The sequence below is a fragment of the Stenotrophomonas sp. genome, from assembly GCF_035634915.1.
Taxonomy (GTDB): domain Bacteria; phylum Pseudomonadota; class Gammaproteobacteria; order Xanthomonadales; family Xanthomonadaceae; genus Stenotrophomonas.
In genome coordinates this window covers 1-16,538 of sequence record NZ_DASQCB010000005.1, presented here as the reverse complement: position 1 = coordinate 16,538, position 16,538 = coordinate 1, and the positions used below count along the sequence as shown (strand labels likewise).

Sequence of the window (16,538 nt, the reverse complement as noted above, 5' to 3'; positions counted from 1 at the left end):
CGCTGGTCGGTACGCCTCACCCCTTGAACCGCAGGCCCACGCCCGGTTCGGTGAACAGGTAGCGCGAATCCAGCGCCGAATCGCCCAGCTTGTGCCGCAGCTTGCCCACCAGGATGCGCAGGTAGTGCGTGTCGTGCTGGTGGGTCGGCCCCCAGATTTCCTGCAGGATCTGCGGCTGGGTCACCACCCGCCCGGCGTTGCGCAGCAGCAGCGACAGCAGCGCGTATTCCTTGCGGGTCAGTGCCACCGGCTCGCCATCAAGGGCGACTTCGCGGCGCACCAGGTCCACATGCAGGTGGCCGTCATCGAACACCGGTGGCGTGCCATCGTTGGGCATGCTGCGGTGGCGCAGCAGCGCCCGCACCCGCGCCATCAGCTCCTGGGTGCCGAAGGGCTTGGTCACATAGTCGTTCGCACCGGTATCCAGCGCCCGCACCTTCTCCGCCTCGCCAGCGCGCACGGTCAGCATGATCACCGGCACCTGGCTCCACTGCCGCAGCTGCACCAGCACCTCGTGGCCTTCCATGTCCGGCAGGCCGATATCCAGGATCACCAGGTCCATGTCCTCGCTGGCGGCCATTTCCAGGCCTTCCTGGCCGGTGGTGGCCTGCCGCACCTGGTAGCCCTGCGCGCGCAGGCTGATGTCCAGGAACCGGCGGATCTGGGTTTCATCGTCGATCACCAGCACGCGCGCGGCCGGCACGCTGGCATCAATCGGGGTCGGGCTCATCGTGGGCAGCTGGCTTGAGCAGGGGCAGGGTGATGCGGATCAGGGTACCGCGACCGTCGCGTCCGGGCAGCGCCTGCACGCTGCCACCGTGGGCGCCGATCATGCCCTGGCAGATGGTCAGGCCCAGGCCGGTGCCGTGGCGGCCGCGGTCGCCGCGCTCGACGCTGTAGAACATGTCGAAGATGCGCGCGCGTTCGTCATCGGGAATGCCGGGGCCGGCGTCGATCACGTCGATGCGCAGCTGCCCGTCCCGTTCGCGTGCCTGCACCTGCACCGGCGCATCGGGTGGCGAGAACTTGGCGGCGTTCTCCATCACGTTGAACACCGCCTGTTCGACCAGCGCCGGGTGCACCCAGATCGGCGCCAGCGTGGAAGGAATGCCCAGTTCCAGCCGCACCTTGGGCTGGTAGCGCTGCAGGCGCCGCGCGGCCGAGCCGATCAGCTCGTCCACGCCGATCCAGTCGCGGTTGATGGTCAGCCCTTCGTGGCCCAGCCGGGTCATGTCCAGCAGGTTCTGGATGTAGCGGTCCAGGCGCTCGCCTTCTACCAGGATGGTGTCCAGCAGCGCACGCCGGTCGGCCACGTCCATCGCCGTGCCATAGCTGGCCAGGCTGTCGGCCGAACCGATCATCGCCGCCAGCGGCGAACGCAGGTCATGCGACACCGAGGACAGCAGGGCCGAGCGCAGCCGCTCGGTCTCGTTGCTGACGTGGGCCTGCTCCAGCTCGGCCACCAGCCGCGTGCGCAGTGCGGCCTGGGCAATGTCATCGACCATCGCCTCGGCCAGCTGGCGCTGCTCGGGCAGCAGCCGTGACTGTGCACCGGGCAGGTACAGGCCGGCCACGCCGACGGCGCGGTCCTCGCCATCCAGCAGCGGCAGGAACCACCACTGCGCACCGGCCAGGGTATCGGTGAAGCGGCCGCTGGGCTGGCCATGGCGCAGGGCCCAGTCGGCAGCGGCCAGATCGGTATCGCCCGGTTGCGAACGGCCACCCGCTGCGGTGTCCGCGCCAATCCGCAGCCACGCCGGCACGTCCATCGCCTGTTCCAGCGCTTGCCGTCCTGCCTGTGCCACTTCGCCGTTGCCAGCCGCGCTGGCCAGCTGCCGGCCCAGCTGCTGGCGCGCACGCGCATGGCGGTTGGCCGCGCGCAGGGCAATCACCTGCATGCGCAGGCGCGAGGCCAGCCGGCCGGCCACCAGCGCGGCCGCCAGGAACAGGAACACGGTGATCACACCCTGCCGCGCACCGATGGCGAAGGTGAAGCGTGGCGCGATGAACAGGAAGTTGTAGGCCAGGAAGCACAGGATCGCCGCCATCACCGCCACGCTGGCGCGGGTGCGTGCCGCCACCAGCACCACCGCCACGATGAACACCATCGACAGGTCGGCCATGCCCACCCAGCGTTCGCCCAGCCACGCCACCGCACAGGCCAGCGCGGTGGCCAGCAGTGCCTGCAGCGGCTCATGGCTGATGCCACGCATCGGTGGCAGCAGGCCTTCGCGGCGTGCACGCGCACGTGCCTGCGGCGTGCTGATGATGGTGATCTCGTAGTGCGCGCCGCGCTGGATCAGCTGCTGGGTCAGCGTACGGTTGAACATCCGCGCCAGCGGCCGCTCGCGGGTGCGGCCCAGCACCAGGGTCGACACCCCGTTGTGCGCGGCGTGGTCGAGCAGGGCATCGGCGATGCTCGAGCCATGCAGCAGTTCGGCATCGCCGCCCAGCCGCCGGGCCAGCGCGAAGGCGGCATCGATCTCGCGCCGGGTCGCCTCGTCCTGGCGCCGGCCCTGCACGGTCACCACCGTCCACGGTGCGTCGCGGCGTTCGGCGATGCGCCGCGCCACCCGCACCAGGTATTCGCTCTGGCCGCCACCATCGATGGCCACCAGTACGCCACGGCGCAGTGGCAGGTTGCCCTCCCCGCGTGCCGCACGGGTTTCGCGCAGGCTGCTGTCGACCCGGTCGGCCGCTTCCTGCATCGCCAGTTCACGCAGCGCGGTCAGGTTGGCCGGCGAAAAGAACGCCTGCAGTGCCTGTGCGGCCTGCTCGGGCACGTACACCTTGCCCTGCTGCAGGCGCGCGATCAGCTCACGCGGCGGCAGGTCCACCAGCACGATGTCGTGCAGGCGGTCGAGCACGCCGTCGGGCACGGTCTCGCTCACCCGCACGCCGGTGATGCGCATCACCACGTCATTGAGGCTTTCCAGGTGCTGGATGTTGACTGTCGTCCAGACATCGATGCCGGCATCAAGCAGTTCCATCACATCCTGCCAGCGCCGCTCGTGGCGGCTGCCGGGTGCGTTGCGATGGGCCAGCTCATCCACCAGCACCAGCGCCGGATGCCGCGCCAGCACGGCATCCAGATCCATCTCCTGCAGGGCGTGGCCTTGGTAGGCTACGTCCTTCAACGGCAGCTGCGGCAGACCCTCCAGCAGCGCCTGGGTATCGGCACGGCCATGGGTTTCGACCAGGCCCACCACCAGGTCCACGCCACGCCGCAGCTGTTCCTGCGCGCGGGTCAGCATGGTGTAGGTCTTGCCCACGCCCGGCGCCGCGCCGAGGAACACGGTCAGCTTGCCGCCGGCCTCGCGCTGCAGGCCTTCCACCAGGGCATCGGCCTGGCGGGTACGCGCATCATTCATTGCCGCTGCTGTCATGGCCGCCATTGTGCGCGCCGCCGGTGCAGGCGGGCATCACGGTGCTTTCGCCGCCTGGTCCAGGGCGAAGTTCAAGGTCACCACGTTCACCCGCGGCTGCCCGAACAGGCCCCACTGGCGGCCTTCGGTATGGGCCTGCAGCAGCGCCTGCACGCGTTCCACCGGCAGCCCGCGCGCACGCGCCACGCGCGCCACCTGCAGCTGCGCGGCGGCCGGTGACAGCTGCGGGTCCAGGCCGCCACCGGACTGGGTGACCAGATCGGCCGGTACCTGCGCCGGGTTCACGCCCTCGCGCGCTGCAACGGCAGCGGTGCTGGCGGCAACGCGCTCGGCCAGCGCCGGGTTGCTGCGGGCCAGGTTGGAACCGGCCGCCGCCATCGGATCGTAGTTGGCCGCCGACGGTCGCGCTTGGAAGTAGCCATCGCCAGTGAACGGCTGTGCCAGCCACGCCGAGCCGCGCACCTGGCCGCTGCCGTCGCGCAGCAGGCTGCCTTCGGCCTGGGCCGGGAAGCTCAGACCGGCAAAGCCGGTGGCGATGCCGGCGTAGACCGCACCGGCCAGCAGCAGGGTGGCCAGGCCCAGGCCGATCGCCGGGCGCCAGGTCGCATCGTCCTGCAGGCGCGCCACGCCGGCCTCGGCCGAGTGTTCGCGGGGCAGGGAAGAAGAGGTGGAGACAGAACGGTTCATGCGCCGGATACCAGGACAAGAAGGAGGTCGATCAGCTTGATCGCCGCGAACGGCAGCAGCACGCCGCCGAGGCCGTACACCAGCATGTTCCGGCGCAGCAGCGCGGTTGCCGTGGCGGGGCGGAAGCGCACGCCACGCAGGGCGAGCGGGATCAGGGCGGGAATCACCAGGGCGTTGAAGATCAGCGCCGCCAGCACCGCGTTGCGTGGGCTCGACAGCTGCATCACGTTCAACGCGGCCATGGCCGGCACGGCAGCGGCAAACAGCGCCGGCAGGATGGCGAAGTACTTGGACACATCATTGGCCAGCGAGAAGGTGGTCAGCGCGCCGCGGGTGATCAGCTGCTGCTTGCCCACTTCCACCACCGCCAGCAGCTTGGCCGGGTCCGAATCGAGGTCGACCATGTTCCCGGCCTCCTTCGCCGCCTGCGTGCCGGAGTTCATCGCCAGGCCGATATCGGCCTGGGCCAGTGCCGGCGCATCGTTGGTGCCATCGCCGACCATCGCCACCAGGCGGCCACCGGCCTGTTCCTGGCGGATGCGTGCCAGCTTGTCTTCCGGGCGGGCCTCGGCGATGTAGTCGTCCACACCGGCTTCGGCGGCGATGGCCGCAGCGGTCAGCGGGTTGTCGCCGGTGATCATCACCGTGCGGATGCCCATCGCCCGCAGCTGCGCGAACTTCTCGCGCATGCCGTGCTTGACCACGTCGGACAGCTCGATCACGCCCAGCACATGGCGGCCCTCGGCCACCACCAGCGGGGTGGCCCCGTTGCGCGCCACCTGCTCGACGCGCCCGGCCAGCTCGGCCGGCACCGCGCCGCCCAGCCCCTGCACGTGGTTGCGGATCGCATCCAGCGCGCCCTTGCGGATCTGCCGGCCGGGCTCCTGGCCAGGCTGGGCCAGGTCGACGCCGGACATGCGGGTCTGCGCGCTGAAGGCCAGGTACTCGGCCTGCTCCGGCTCGGCGGTGCTGCAGCCCTGCTCGCGTGCCAGGCGCACGATGGATTTGCCTTCCGGGGTCGGGTCGGCCAGCGAGGACAGCAGCGCCGCTTCGCGCAGCTGGCTGGCATCGATGCCGGCCAGCGGGTGGAAGTGACTGGCCTGGCGGTCGCCGTAGGTGATGGTGCCGGTCTTGTCCAGCAGCAGCACGTCCACATCGCCGGCCACTTCCACCGCCTTGCCTGACTTGGCCAGCACGTTGGCGGCCAGCGCACGGTTCATGCCGGCAATACCAATGGCCGGCAGCAACCCACCGATGGTGGTCGGGATCAGGCACACCAGCAGCGCGATCAGCAGCAGCGGATCGACCTTGACGCCGACGTAGGCGCCGATCGCCGGCAGGGTCGCCACCACCACCAGGAAGGTCAGCGTCATCGCCGCCAGCAGCAGGGTCAGCGCGATCTCGTTGGGGGTCTTCTGCCGGTTGGCGCCTTCCACCAGCGCGATCATCCGGTCCAGGAAGCTGTGCCCCGGCTCGGCGGTCACCCGCACGATGATCTGGTCGGACAGCACCTTGGTGCCGCCGATCACGCCGGAGCGGTCGGTGCCGGCCTCGCGCAGCACCGGCGCCGATTCACCGGTCACCGCCGCTTCGTTGATGGTGGCCAGGCCCTGCACGATCTCGCCATCGGCCGGCACCAGCTCACCGGCGCTGACCACCACGTGGTCGCCCGGGCGCAGCTCGGCGGCGGCCACCTGGGTTTCGGCCGCACCTGGCTGCGGGGCGGCCAGCCGGCGCGCCACCAGGTCCTGGCGGGCACGACGCAGCGAGGCCGCCTGGCCGCGGCCGCGCGCTTCGGCCACCGCTTCGGCGAAGTTGCCGAACAGGACGGTCACCAGCAGGATCGCAGTCACCGCCAGGCCGAAGCCCAGCGGCGCGTTGCCGGTCAGGGTGATGATCGCCGCGACGATCGTGCCGGCCATCACCACCGCCATCACCGGGCTGCGTACCAGATGCATGGGCGAGAGCTTGCGCACCGCTTCGACCAGCGCACGGCGCAGGCCGGCGGCATCAAGCAGGGCAGGGCGCGGCGTGAGGGAACCGCGGGAAGAACTTGCGTGGGTACTCATCTCAGGGTGTCCTCAGTGCAGTCCCAGGCTCAGGTGGTCGGCGATCGGGCCGAGCACCAGGGCCGGCATGAACTGCAGCACGGTCAGGATGACGATCACCGAGACCAGGGTCAGGGCGAAGGTCGGGGTTTCGATCTGCAGGTTGCCGGCCGATTCCGGTGCCTGGCGCTTGGCGGCCAGCTGTGCGGCCACCACCAGCGGGATGATCAGCAGCGGGAAGCGGCCCAGCAGCAGTACCAGCGAACAGCTCAGGTTCCACCACAGCGTGGCATCGCCCAGACCCTCGAAGCCCGAGCCGTTGTTGGCATAGGCCGAGACGTACTCGTAGAACACCTGGCTGATGCCGTGGAAGCCCGGGTTGGAGGTGCCGGCCAGGCCGGGCACGGCCAGCGTGATGGCGGTGAACACCAGCAGGGTGATCGGCTGCAGCAGCACCAGCAGGGCCAGCAGGCGCACCTGCGGGGTTTCCAGCTTGCGGCCGAACAGCTCAGGGGTACGCCCGGTCATCAACCCGGCCAGGAACACGCCCAGCAGCAGGTACACGATGAACTGCTGCAGGCCGCAGCCGATGCCGCCCCAGATCGCGCTGACCAGCATGTTGACCATCGCGATGCCGCCGCTCAGCGGTGCCAGCGAATCGTGCATGCCGTTCACCGAACCGTTGGACACCTGGGTGGTTACCGCCGCCCACAGCGCGGTGCCATCGGCGCCGAAGCGCACCTCCTTGCCTTCCATCAGCAGCGGTGTGGCCGCGCTGGCGTTGTGGCCCTCGCTCCACATCATCGCGCCGGTAGACAGCAGCGACATGCCCAGCATGCAGCTGAACACCAGCGCGCCGAAGCGGCGTCGGCCGGTGAACGCACCGATCATGAAGATCACCGCCAGCGGAATCAGCAGGATGCCCACCACCTCCAGCATGTTGGAAACCGGAGTCGGGTTCTCCAGCGGGAAGCTGCTGTTGGGGCCGTACCAGCCGCCACCATTGGCGCCCAGCTGCTTGGCCGCGACCATCGCCGCCACCGGGCCCAGCGGCAGTTTCTGCTGGGCCATGCCGGCGCTGGTGTCGATCGGCGTGGCCTGCGGGCCGCCGGCCATCGTCGAGGGCACGCCCTGGCTGGTCAGCAGCAGGGTCCAGACCAGGCACAGCGGCAGCAGGAAGCGCACGCACAGGCGCACCACGTCCACGTAGTAGTTGCCCACTGCCACCTGGCGGTCGTCACCGGCCGCAGTCTGCGGCGCACGCGCGAACAATGCCCTCAACGTGGCCACCGCCAGCGCCAGGCCCATCATCGGCGTCACCACCTGCAGGCCGGTGATGCCGGTCATCTGCGAGAGGTAGGACAGCTGCGCCTGGCCCGAATAGTGCTGCTGGTTGGTATTGGTCAGGAACGAGATCATCGTGTGCAGCGCGGTGTCCCAGCGCATGTTCGGGATCTGGTCCGGGTTCAACGGCAGCCAGGCCTGGGTCATGAACACCGCCTGGGTCAGCACCGCCACCACCACGTTGCTCAGCACGAAGGCCAGCACGTAGCCGCGCCAGGACATCGAGCGCGCGGCATCCACGCCGAACAGCCGGTACAGCGGTTTCTCGATCCAGTGGAACAGCACGTCGACCTTCATCGGCGTGCCACGCATCACGCGCGCCAGGTACAGGCCCAGCGGCCAGGCCAGCAGCAGGCTGGCGGCAAGCATCACAAGCATCTCGGTCATGGCTGGCTCCGCTCAGAACGACTCGGGCCGCAGCACGACATAAAGAAGATAGGCGGCGGCAACCAGCACCAGCACGCCACACAACAACGACAGCCAGGGGGACATGGGATTGCGTCCTGGTGGAACCGCTCCACCTCAGGCCGCCATCGTCGTCCTGCCGACCATAAACGCACTACGCGCCGGACACGGCCGGCGCGTAAAAAGTGCATAAATTCCTGTAGAGCCGAGCCCATGCTCGGCGGCACGGCAGATCAGCCAGCCATCAACCGCCCGGCGCCATTCCCTTCAACTCGCGGTAGCGCTGCAGGCTGGCCTCGATCTCTGTCTTCAGCACGACCTGCTGCTGCTCGAAACTGGCCTGCAGACGCTGCTGTGCCTGCAGCTGCGCATGGCGCTGGCTGATCGCATCGGCCTGCTTCGCAGTCACCTTGCCGCCGGCCAGCTCGCGGTCACCGGCAGTCGCCAGCAGGGTCACCAGGGAATCACGCAGGCTGGCGACGTTGTAGCGCGCGGTGTTGAGGTTGTTGTCGAGCACCTCCTGGCGCTCGGTGAACACCTTGCGCAGCGCATCCTCGCTGCCATAGGTCGTCAACATGGCCTGTTCGGTGCGCTGCCGGGTCTGCGCCGCCATCTGGTCCAGCTTCGCCTGCGCCGCCGCAGTGCTGGCGGCGGCGCGTTCTTCATCGGTCAACGCGCGCTCCACCTGGGCGTTGCGCACGCCGCTCCTGGCGCTGAACTCCTCGCGGGCGTTGTTGACCGCATCGGCCGGCAGCGCGTCGCTGCAGATCCGCTCCTTGCCCTCGTTCCAGCAGTACAGCTTCTTGTCGGCCGTGGCGGGCTTGGCCAGCAGGCAGGCCGGCAGTGCCAGCAGCAGTCCGGTGGCAACGATGGCAGGAATTCGGAACATGCGACCTTCCCCTGGGTCAGCGTGCGGAACGGACGCCGTACTGGGCCCGATAGGCCTCCAGCGGCTGCCGGTAGCCCACAAGTTCCGGGTTTCCGGAAGCGAAATCAAGCAGATCGGCCAGGGTTGCGACGGCGATCACCGGAATGCCGGCCTCTTCGGCCACGGCCTGGGCGGCCGAACGGTGGTCGGCTTCCGAGGCGATTTCCTGGCGGTCCAGGGCCACCACGATGCCAGCCGGAATGCCGCCGGCAGCGCGGATGATGGCCAGCGCTTCGCGGATGGCGGTACCGGCGGTGATCACATCGTCCACGATCAGCACGCGCTTGCCGGTCAGGTCGGCGCCGATCAGCTGGCCGCCTTCACCGTGGTCCTTCACTTCCTTGCGGTTGAACGACAGCGGCAGGTCGCGGCCACGCTGGGCCAGTTCGCAGGCCATCGCGGTGGCCAGCGGAATGCCCTTGTAGGCCGGGCCGAACACCACGTCGTACTTGATCCCGCTGGCGTCGATGGCATCGGAATAGCAGGCACCGAGCTGGGACAGCAGCGAACCGGAGTCGAAACGACCGGCATTGAAGAAATAGGGGCTCAGCCGGCCGGACTTGAGGGTGAACTGGCCGAAGCGCAGGGCATCGGCGGTCAGGGCCAGCTGCAGGAAACGGTGACGGTGGTCGCTCATCAAAACTCGATTCATCTTCATTTGGAGCACAAATCCTAATCCAGCTGGGCTTCCCGCGCTCGTCCGGCCCCGTGTGAAGGCCCTGCCGGGCCCATCCGGCGGGCTGCGCGGGCCGCCGGGCAACCGGTATGCTTGCCCGGTTTCCCGCCGTAGGTTCAACCGCATGCGCATCATCAGCTTCAACGCCAATGGCATCCGTTCGGCCGCCACCAAGGGCTTCCTCGACTGGTTCCGGGCCCAGGACGCCGACGTTCTGTGCATCCAGGAGACCAAGGCGCAGGAAGACCAGCTCACCGATCCGATGTTCCGCCCCGATGGCCACCACTGCTTCTACCGCGACGCCATCACCAAGAAGGGCTACAGCGGCGTGGCCATCTACAGCAAGCGCGAGCCGGACCAGGTCATCACCTCGCTGGGCTGGGCCCCGTTCGACGACGAAGGCCGCTACATCGAGGCCCGCTACGGCAACCTCAGCGTGGTCTCCTTCTATATCCCCTCGGGCAGCTCGGGCGACCTGCGCCAGGGTTTCAAGTTCGAAGTGATGGAATGGCTGCGGCCGATCCTGGAGGAGTGGGCGCGCAGCGGGCGCGACTACGTCCTGTGCGGCGACTGGAACATCGTCCGTTCGGCGCTGGACATCAGGAACTGGAAGTCCAACCAGAAGAACTCCGGCTGCCTGCCCGAAGAGCGCGACTGGCTCAACGGCCTGTGCGCCGACCACGGCCAGGCCACCGACGTGGCCACCGGTCGCGGCTGGGCTGACGCTTACCGCCTGTTGCACCCCACCGGCGAGGACTACACCTGGTGGAGCAACCGCGGCGCGGCGCGCGCCAACAATGTCGGTTGGCGCATCGACTACCAGTTCATCACCCCCGGCCTGCGTGACCGCCTGCGCAGCTGCTCGATCTACCGCGATGAGCGCTTCTCCGACCACGCCCCGTTCACCGTGGACTACGACCTGTGAGCGATGCCGCTGCAAAGCCCAGCTACAAGGGCTGGGCGGGGATCAAGCGCGCCTTCGGCACGCCCTCGGCCCTGACCATGGCCTTGCTGGGCTTCGGCAGCGGGCTGCCGTTCCTGCTGATCGCCTCGCAGACCCTGTCCACCCGCCTGCGTGATGTCGGCCTGGATCTGGGCAGCATCGGCCTGATCAGCCTGGCCAGCTTCTTCTATCTGCTGAAGTTCGTCTGGGCACCGCTGCTGGACCGCTATGCCTTCCCGCTGCTGGCCTTCCTCGGTCGCCGCCGTTCCTGGCTGCTGCTGTCGCAGGTGGCGGTGCTGGTCGGTCTGGTCGCGCTGGCCTTCGTGCGCCCCGAACAGGGCGTGTGGCCGCTGGTGGCCTGGGTGCTGGTGGCCTCCTTCGCCGGTGCCACCCAGGATTCGGTGGTTGATGCCTACCGCATCGAGATCGCTCCGGAAACCGCCCAGGCCGCGCTGGCCGCCACCTACACCCTGGGCTACCGCATCGGCCTGATCCTGGCTGGTGCCGGCGCGCTCTACCTGGCCCAGTACGAAGGCTGGATCGTCGCCTACCTGGCCATGGCCGCGCTGATGCTGCTGCCGATCATCACCACCCTGGTGTGCCGTGAACCGGACCGCCCGGCGCAGGCCGTGCAGCGCCGCATCGATGTGGCCGAAGCCTTCGTGCAGCCGATCACCAGCTTCTTCAGCCGCAACGGCATCGCCCTGGCCCTGGTGCTGCTGGCCTTCGTCGGCCTGTTCAAATTTCCCGACCAGGTCATCGGCGTGATGGCCGGTCCGTTCTACCTCGATTCGGGCTTCGACAAAGCCGACATCGCCACCGTCTCCAAGCTGTTCGGCGTGTGGATGGGTATTGGCGGCGCCTTCCTCGGTGGCATCGCGGTAGCCGCCTTCGGCTTCCGGCGCATGCTGCTGGTGGCCGCGCTGGGCGTGGCCCTGTCCAACCTGGCCTTCCTGCTGATGGCGCACAACCCCGGCCAGCTGTGGGCGTTCTATGCCGCACTCAGCGCCGACAATCTGTTCCAGGGCTTTGCCGGCACCGTGCTGGTGGCCTTCATGTCCTCGCTGACCGACCGCAACTTCACCGCCACCCAGTACGCCCTGCTGGTGTCGCTGGCCAACCTCCCTGGCAAGTTCGTTGGTGGCGTATCCGGCTACATCGTCGAAGCCACTTCCTACAGCACCTTCTTCATGCTCAGCGCGGTCACCGTGGTGCCGACCCTGCTGCTGCTGGCCTGGCTGTGGCCGCGCATCCACGATCGCAGCGCCCCTGGCACCCCTTGATTGCCTGACCGCGCAACCTGCGGGATGATCGCCGCAGACGCGCCGAGGGGGCGGTGCCTTGCGAACGGGGAGTGAGCATGGCCGATGTAGTGCTGCGGGACGTGGACCCGCTGCTGTATGAACGTATCCGCAGAGTCGCCGTGGCGCGCGGCTGGACCCACGAGCAGACCTGTTCGGTGCTGCTGGAACAGGGCCTGCTGAGCAGCGAGCTGGAGGTCCGTTCGGGCTTCGGTGATCCCGAAGTGGATGCCCTGTCAGCGGCGATCGCCGCCCTGCAGGCGATGCCGGCGGGGCAGGGCTTCGATTGAACCAACTCCGCGTCGCCGGGCATGGCCCGGCGCTGCCGCGCGCGCTGGTAGATCCACGCCATGCGTGGATGTCGCGACCTCACGCCAGATGGATCGCCCCGAGAATCCGCGGCCCCTTCGCCCCGGTCACGCTCGGCAGGTTGCCGGCCAGCCCATCCATCGTCCGCTGCGCCAGCCAGGCAAACCCCATCGCTTCCACATACTCCGGGTCCAGCCCATGCACGGCGCTGGATTCCACCGCCACGCCCGGCAGCAGCGCCGTCAGTCGGCGCATCAGCTGCCGGTTGTGCACGCCCCCCCCGCAGACCAGGACCCGGCGGGTATCCGGCTGCTGCGCCCGCAGCGCATCGGCCACGGTCACTGCGGTCAGTTCCAGCAGGGTGGCCTGCACATCGGCGGCCGCGTACTCGCCTTCGACCATGCGGGCCTCGGCCCAGGCCAGGTGGAACTGTTCGCGGCCGGTGCTCTTGGGCGGCGGCAGGTCGAACCACGGGTCCGAACGCCAGCTGGCCAGCAGCGGCGCATCCACCGCACCACTGGCCGCATAGGCACCATCGGCATCGAAGGTGCGCCCGGTATGGCGCTGGCACCAGGCATCCATCAGCGCATTGGCCGGGCCGGTATCGAAGCCGCGTGGCGCGCCCTCGCGCGGGATCAGGGTCAGGTTGCCGATACCACCCAGGTTGAGCACTGCCCGGTCTTCGTCGGCCGTGCCCAGCATCGCCAGGTGGAACGCCGGCATCAGCGGCGCACCATGGCCGCCGGCCGCCACGTCGCGACGGCGGAAATCGGCCACCGTGGTGATTCCGGTCAGCTCGGCAATGCGGTTGCCATCGCCCAGCTGCACAGTGAAGGCCGGGTCGGCCAGCGGCCGGTGACGCACCGTCTGGCCGTGCGAGCCGATCGCCCGCACCTGGCGGCGGTCCACGCCGGCCTCGTCCAGCAGCTGGTTGGCGGCGGCGGCGAAGTTGATCGCGATGCGCGCATCCAGTTCGCCCAGCTCCTCCAGCGACTCCAGCGGACCGCCTTCGCCCAGCGCCACCAGCCGTGCGCGCAGCACCGGCTCCCAGCGTGCGGTCAGGCCGCGCACGAAGCGGCAGCCTCCGCTGGCGGGAAACTGCACCAGCGCGGCATCGATGCCGTCGGCGCTGGTGCCGGACATCAGGCCAAGGTAGAGCGGGGCATCAGCGTCGGCAGTCGTGTTCATGGCGGGCATAAAAAAAGGACGCGGCAAGCTTGGGCTGCCGCGTCCTTCCTCGTCAACGCAGGGCCGGTCAGCCGCGCTTGTGGCCGTTGGCCGGCTTGGCCTTGGCGCTGGCCACCTCGGTCGGGGCGGTTTCGCGGCTGCTCGGGGCCGGGCTGGCCTCGGCGTAGATCAGCTTCTCCATGCCCTGGATACGGGCCATGGCCGGTGCGGTCTGCGCCCGGAAGGCCACCAGCTCGGCGCCCTTCAGCGGTTCCGGCGGCGGCATGGTCACCGTCAGCGGGTTGCGGTGCTCGCCGTTCACGCGGAATTCGTAGTGCAGGTGCGGGCCGGTGGCCAGGCCGGTCGAGCCGACGTAGCCGATCACCGTGCCCTGTGCCACGCGCTGGCCGGTCTTGATGTTCGCAAAGCGCGACATGTGGCCGTACAGGGTGGTGTGGCCACGGCCGTGGTCGAGGATGACCACGTTGCCGTAGCCGCGCTGCACGCCGGCGAACTGCACGCGGGCGTCGCCGGCGGCCATGATCGGCGTGCCGGTGCGTGCGGCATAGTCCACGCCCTTGTGCATGCGCATCTTGCCCAGCACCGGGTGCTTGCGCGCGCCGAAGGTCGAGCTCAGGCGTGCGAACGGGATCGGCATGCGGATGAAGCTCTTCTTCAGCGAGCGCCCATTGATGTCGTAGTACTCGGACTTGCCACCACGCTCGAAGCGGAAGCCCGAATAGGTCTTGCCACCGGTGGTGAAGGTCGCCGCCAGGATCTTGCTGGTGTCCACCTTCTCGCCTTCGCGCCAGGTCTCGTCCATCACCACGCTGAAGCGGTCGCCCGGCTGCAGGTCCTTCGAGAAGTCAATGTCGTACTTGAAGATGTCGTCGGTCATCGTCGCGATCGCCGACGGCGACAGCCCGGCCCGGCGGGCCGCGGCATACAGCGAACTGGTGATCTCGCCGCTGGTGACCACCGTGCGCGTGGAGGTCTCGCGCTTGGTCACCTTTTCCTTGATGTCATCGCCAGCCAGGCTCAGTTCCACCCGGTTGTCGCCATCGCGGTCGAAGCGGATGCTGCGCAGGTCACCCGAGAGTGGCATGTCGAAGGCGATCTCGGCGCCGGGGCGCAGCTTGGTCAGCGATTCACGCGCGCCCGGATGGTCCAGCACCCGGTGCAGGGTGGTGGCGGGGATGCCGGCCTGGTCGAACAGGTCACTCAGGGTCTGCCCGCGCTGCACCCGCAGCACCTGCCAGCTGTCGCCCGGGGTCTGCTGCTGGCGGGCCAGCGACAGCGGCGGCAAGGGCAGGGCCAGGCTGGTGTGGCTTTCCGGGTAAGGCGAATCGATGGTGTGCGAGAACCCCGGCACGATCGTCGCCACCAGGGCGCCGATGGTGGCGAACAGGCTGGCATGCACCCAATGGCGGCGCGTCCAGCGTTCATTGAAAGCGGCGGGAAGATGTTGCCTGAGCTTCCGGTGCAGGGCGTTGTCGTGCAGGACGTGGAGTCGTTCCTGGAAGCGCTGCTTGCGTGCGCGCCCTTGTTCGGAATTGTGCATCAGTGGTTTTTTCCTGCGGCCCGGGAGCGCGGGCCTGATCGCCGGTTACCATAGACACCTGAGAAAACCGCGTCAAACCCTTGTGCCTATTGGCTTTTGTGAAGCCGGATGGGTTAACTTGGCGTTAACACCCCACACAAGAATCGGCATTGCCGGGAGTAGTCACCGTGTCCTCGATTGAAGAAGCCCTTGCCCTGATCGGCCGTGGTGCCGACGAGATCCTCAAGACCGAGGATCTGCGTGCGCGCCTGCAGGAAGGCCGTCCGCTGCGGATCAAGGCTGGCTTCGACCCCACCGCCCCCGACCTGCACCTGGGCCACACCGTGCTGCTGAACAAGCTGCGCCAGTTCCAGGACCTCGGCCATCAGGTCATCTTCCTGATCGGCGACTTCACCGGCATGATCGGCGACCCGTCCGGCAAGAGCCTGACCCGCAAGCCGCTCAGCCGCGAGGACGTGCTGGCCAACGCCCGTACCTATGAAGAGCAGGTCTTCAAGGTGCTGGACCGCGAGAAGACCGAAGTGCGCTTCAACTCGGAGTGGTTCGGCAAGATGGGCGCGGCCGACATGATCCGCCTGGCCGGCCAGCACACCGTGGCCCGCATGCTGGAACGCGATGACTTCGCCAAGCGCTATGCGGCCCAGCAGTCCATCGCCATCCACGAGTTCCTGTACCCGCTGGTGCAGGGCTATGACTCGGTGGCCCTGGAGGCGGACGTCGAGCTGGGCGGTACCGACCAGAAGTTCAACCTGCTGATGGGCCGTGGCCTGCAGGAACACCACGGCCAGAAGCCGCAGGTGGTGCTGACCATGCCGCTGCTGGAAGGCCTGGACGGCGTCAACAAGATGTCCAAGTCGCTGGGCAACTACATTGGTATCAGTGAACCGGCCATCGACATCGTCACCAAGGCCATGAAGGTCGATGACGCCCTGATGTGGCGCTGGATCGAGCTGCTGTCCTTTGACATCAGCCAGGCCGAAGCGGTGTCGCTGCGTGAAGAGGTTGCCGCCGGCACGCTCAACCCGCGCGTGGTCAAGCTGCGCCTGGCGCGTGAACTGGCCACCCGCTTCCATGACGCTGCGGCGGCCGACCAGGCCATTGCCGGCTGGGAAGCGGCAGTGACAGGGCAGGGTGACATCACCCAGCTGCCGCTGCAGGACGTGGCCATTCCGGCCGAGGGCCTGCGTATTGCAGCGCTGCTGACCGCTGCCGGCCTGACCCCGAGCAACTCCGAAGCCAACCGCAAGCTCAAGGAGCGCGCGGTGAAGGTGGATGGCGAGGTGGTCGAAGATGGTCAGCAGGTGCTGCAGCCCGGCTTCGAAGGCCTGCTGCAGGTCGGCAAGCGCACCTTCGCCCGCGTGCGCCTGGTGGCTGCCTGACACCTTCCTCATGGCGGCCGGGGGTGTGGCCGATGAACGGATGCAACATCCGTTGAAAAAAATCGCCACACCCCCTTCACAAATGATCCGGATGGGGACATACTTCTCCTCCCCCGTCGCAGGGGTCGCCACCAAAGGGCTTCAGCGACACCAGGGCGCCCACCACTGCCGAACGAGATGATCGAACGAAGGTGTTGACGGACTGAAAAAGTCTGGCATAATGGGCGGCTCGCTACGAAGGAAACTTCGCAGCACACGGGAACGGCGCTGAGGCCACTTCCCCTGATCTTTGAAAGTATGCGCAGGTATCTTGTGAAGGCGCCTGCAGGAAGGATGATTGTCCATCTTGCAGACGTTTGATCAAGCAACTATTAATTGTTTTAAAGCAAGCGATACGTTGCCAG

14 protein-coding genes are annotated in these 16,538 nt (G+C 68.2%); 4 read left to right on the top strand and 10 right to left on the bottom strand.

What is annotated here, in order from left to right:
* Nucleotides 1-16 precede the first annotated feature (16 nt).
* The 8 genes from VER16_RS04200 to pyrE form a co-directional block, all read right to left on the bottom strand.
* Nucleotides 17-730: a response regulator transcription factor gene (locus VER16_RS04200; RefSeq protein WP_324805615.1), complete on the bottom strand. Its 714-nt coding sequence runs from the start codon at nucleotides 728-730 to the stop codon at nucleotides 17-19.
* Nucleotides 711-3,371: a sensor histidine kinase KdpD gene (locus tag VER16_RS04195; protein WP_324805613.1), complete on the bottom strand. Its 2,661-nt coding sequence runs from the start codon at nucleotides 3,369-3,371 to the stop codon at nucleotides 711-713. Before VER16_RS04195 ends, VER16_RS04200 begins: the two co-directional genes overlap by 20 nt.
* Nucleotides 3,372-3,422: 51 nt before the next feature.
* Nucleotides 3,423-4,073 carry a potassium-transporting ATPase subunit KdpC gene (gene kdpC / locus VER16_RS04190; RefSeq protein ID WP_324805612.1) on the bottom strand — a complete coding sequence of 217 codons (651 nt, stop codon included), beginning with the start codon at nucleotides 4,071-4,073 and terminating at the stop codon, nucleotides 3,423-3,425.
* Nucleotides 4,070-6,142, bottom strand: a complete 2,073-nt coding sequence (kdpB, locus tag VER16_RS04185; RefSeq protein WP_324805610.1) for a potassium-transporting ATPase subunit KdpB — start codon at nucleotides 6,140-6,142, stop codon at nucleotides 4,070-4,072. Before kdpB ends, kdpC begins: the two co-directional genes overlap by 4 nt.
* Nucleotides 6,143-6,154: 12 nt before the next feature.
* Nucleotides 6,155-7,852, bottom strand: a complete 1,698-nt coding sequence (kdpA, locus tag VER16_RS04180; RefSeq protein ID WP_324805608.1) for a potassium-transporting ATPase subunit KdpA — start codon at nucleotides 7,850-7,852, stop codon at nucleotides 6,155-6,157.
* A 12-nt stretch (nucleotides 7,853-7,864) separates the two neighbouring features.
* Nucleotides 7,865-7,957, bottom strand: coding sequence for a potassium-transporting ATPase subunit F (locus VER16_RS04175; RefSeq protein WP_005407770.1), 93 nt, complete (start codon nucleotides 7,955-7,957; stop codon nucleotides 7,865-7,867).
* A 157-nt stretch (nucleotides 7,958-8,114) separates the two neighbouring features.
* On the bottom strand, nucleotides 8,115-8,759 hold the full coding sequence (locus VER16_RS04170; RefSeq protein WP_324805606.1) for a hypothetical protein: 645 nt from the start codon (nucleotides 8,757-8,759) through the stop codon (nucleotides 8,115-8,117).
* Between the two features lie 16 nt (nucleotides 8,760-8,775).
* Complete coding sequence (gene pyrE, locus VER16_RS04165; protein ID WP_108767480.1) at nucleotides 8,776-9,435, bottom strand: orotate phosphoribosyltransferase; 660 nt, start codon at nucleotides 9,433-9,435, stop codon at nucleotides 8,776-8,778.
* 163 nt (nucleotides 9,436-9,598) lie between these two features.
* On the opposite strand from pyrE, the gene VER16_RS04160 reads away from it, so the two are divergent.
* From VER16_RS04160 to VER16_RS04150, 3 genes are all read left to right on the top strand, one after another.
* Complete coding sequence (locus VER16_RS04160) at nucleotides 9,599-10,399, top strand: exodeoxyribonuclease III (protein ID WP_324805602.1); 801 nt, start codon at nucleotides 9,599-9,601, stop codon at nucleotides 10,397-10,399.
* A complete protein-coding gene (locus VER16_RS04155) occupies nucleotides 10,396-11,700 on the top strand; it encodes an AmpG family muropeptide MFS transporter (protein ID WP_324805600.1) in 1,305 nt (434 codons plus the stop codon). The genes VER16_RS04160 and VER16_RS04155 overlap by 4 nt, the downstream gene beginning before the upstream one ends.
* Nucleotides 11,701-11,777: 77 nt before the next feature.
* On the top strand, nucleotides 11,778-12,008 hold the full coding sequence (locus VER16_RS04150) for a hypothetical protein (protein ID WP_324805598.1): 231 nt from the start codon (nucleotides 11,778-11,780) through the stop codon (nucleotides 12,006-12,008).
* Nucleotides 12,009-12,087: 79 nt separating this feature from the next.
* Here VER16_RS04150 and VER16_RS04145 read toward each other — a convergent pair whose 3' ends face one another.
* Entirely contained in the window at nucleotides 12,088-13,215 is a 1,128-nt protein-coding gene (locus VER16_RS04145) for an anhydro-N-acetylmuramic acid kinase (RefSeq protein WP_324805596.1), read from the bottom strand.
* A gap of 67 nt (nucleotides 13,216-13,282) precedes the next feature.
* Nucleotides 13,283-14,755: a M23 family metallopeptidase gene (locus VER16_RS04140; protein ID WP_324805594.1), complete on the bottom strand. Its 1,473-nt coding sequence runs from the start codon at nucleotides 14,753-14,755 to the stop codon at nucleotides 13,283-13,285.
* Nucleotides 14,756-14,922: 167 nt separating this feature from the next.
* Here VER16_RS04140 and tyrS point away from each other — a divergent pair, with 167 nt between their 5' ends.
* Nucleotides 14,923-16,134: a tyrosine--tRNA ligase gene (gene tyrS, locus VER16_RS04135; RefSeq protein ID WP_324805593.1), complete on the top strand. Its 1,212-nt coding sequence runs from the start codon at nucleotides 14,923-14,925 to the stop codon at nucleotides 16,132-16,134.
* Nucleotides 16,135-16,538 lie beyond the last annotated feature (404 nt).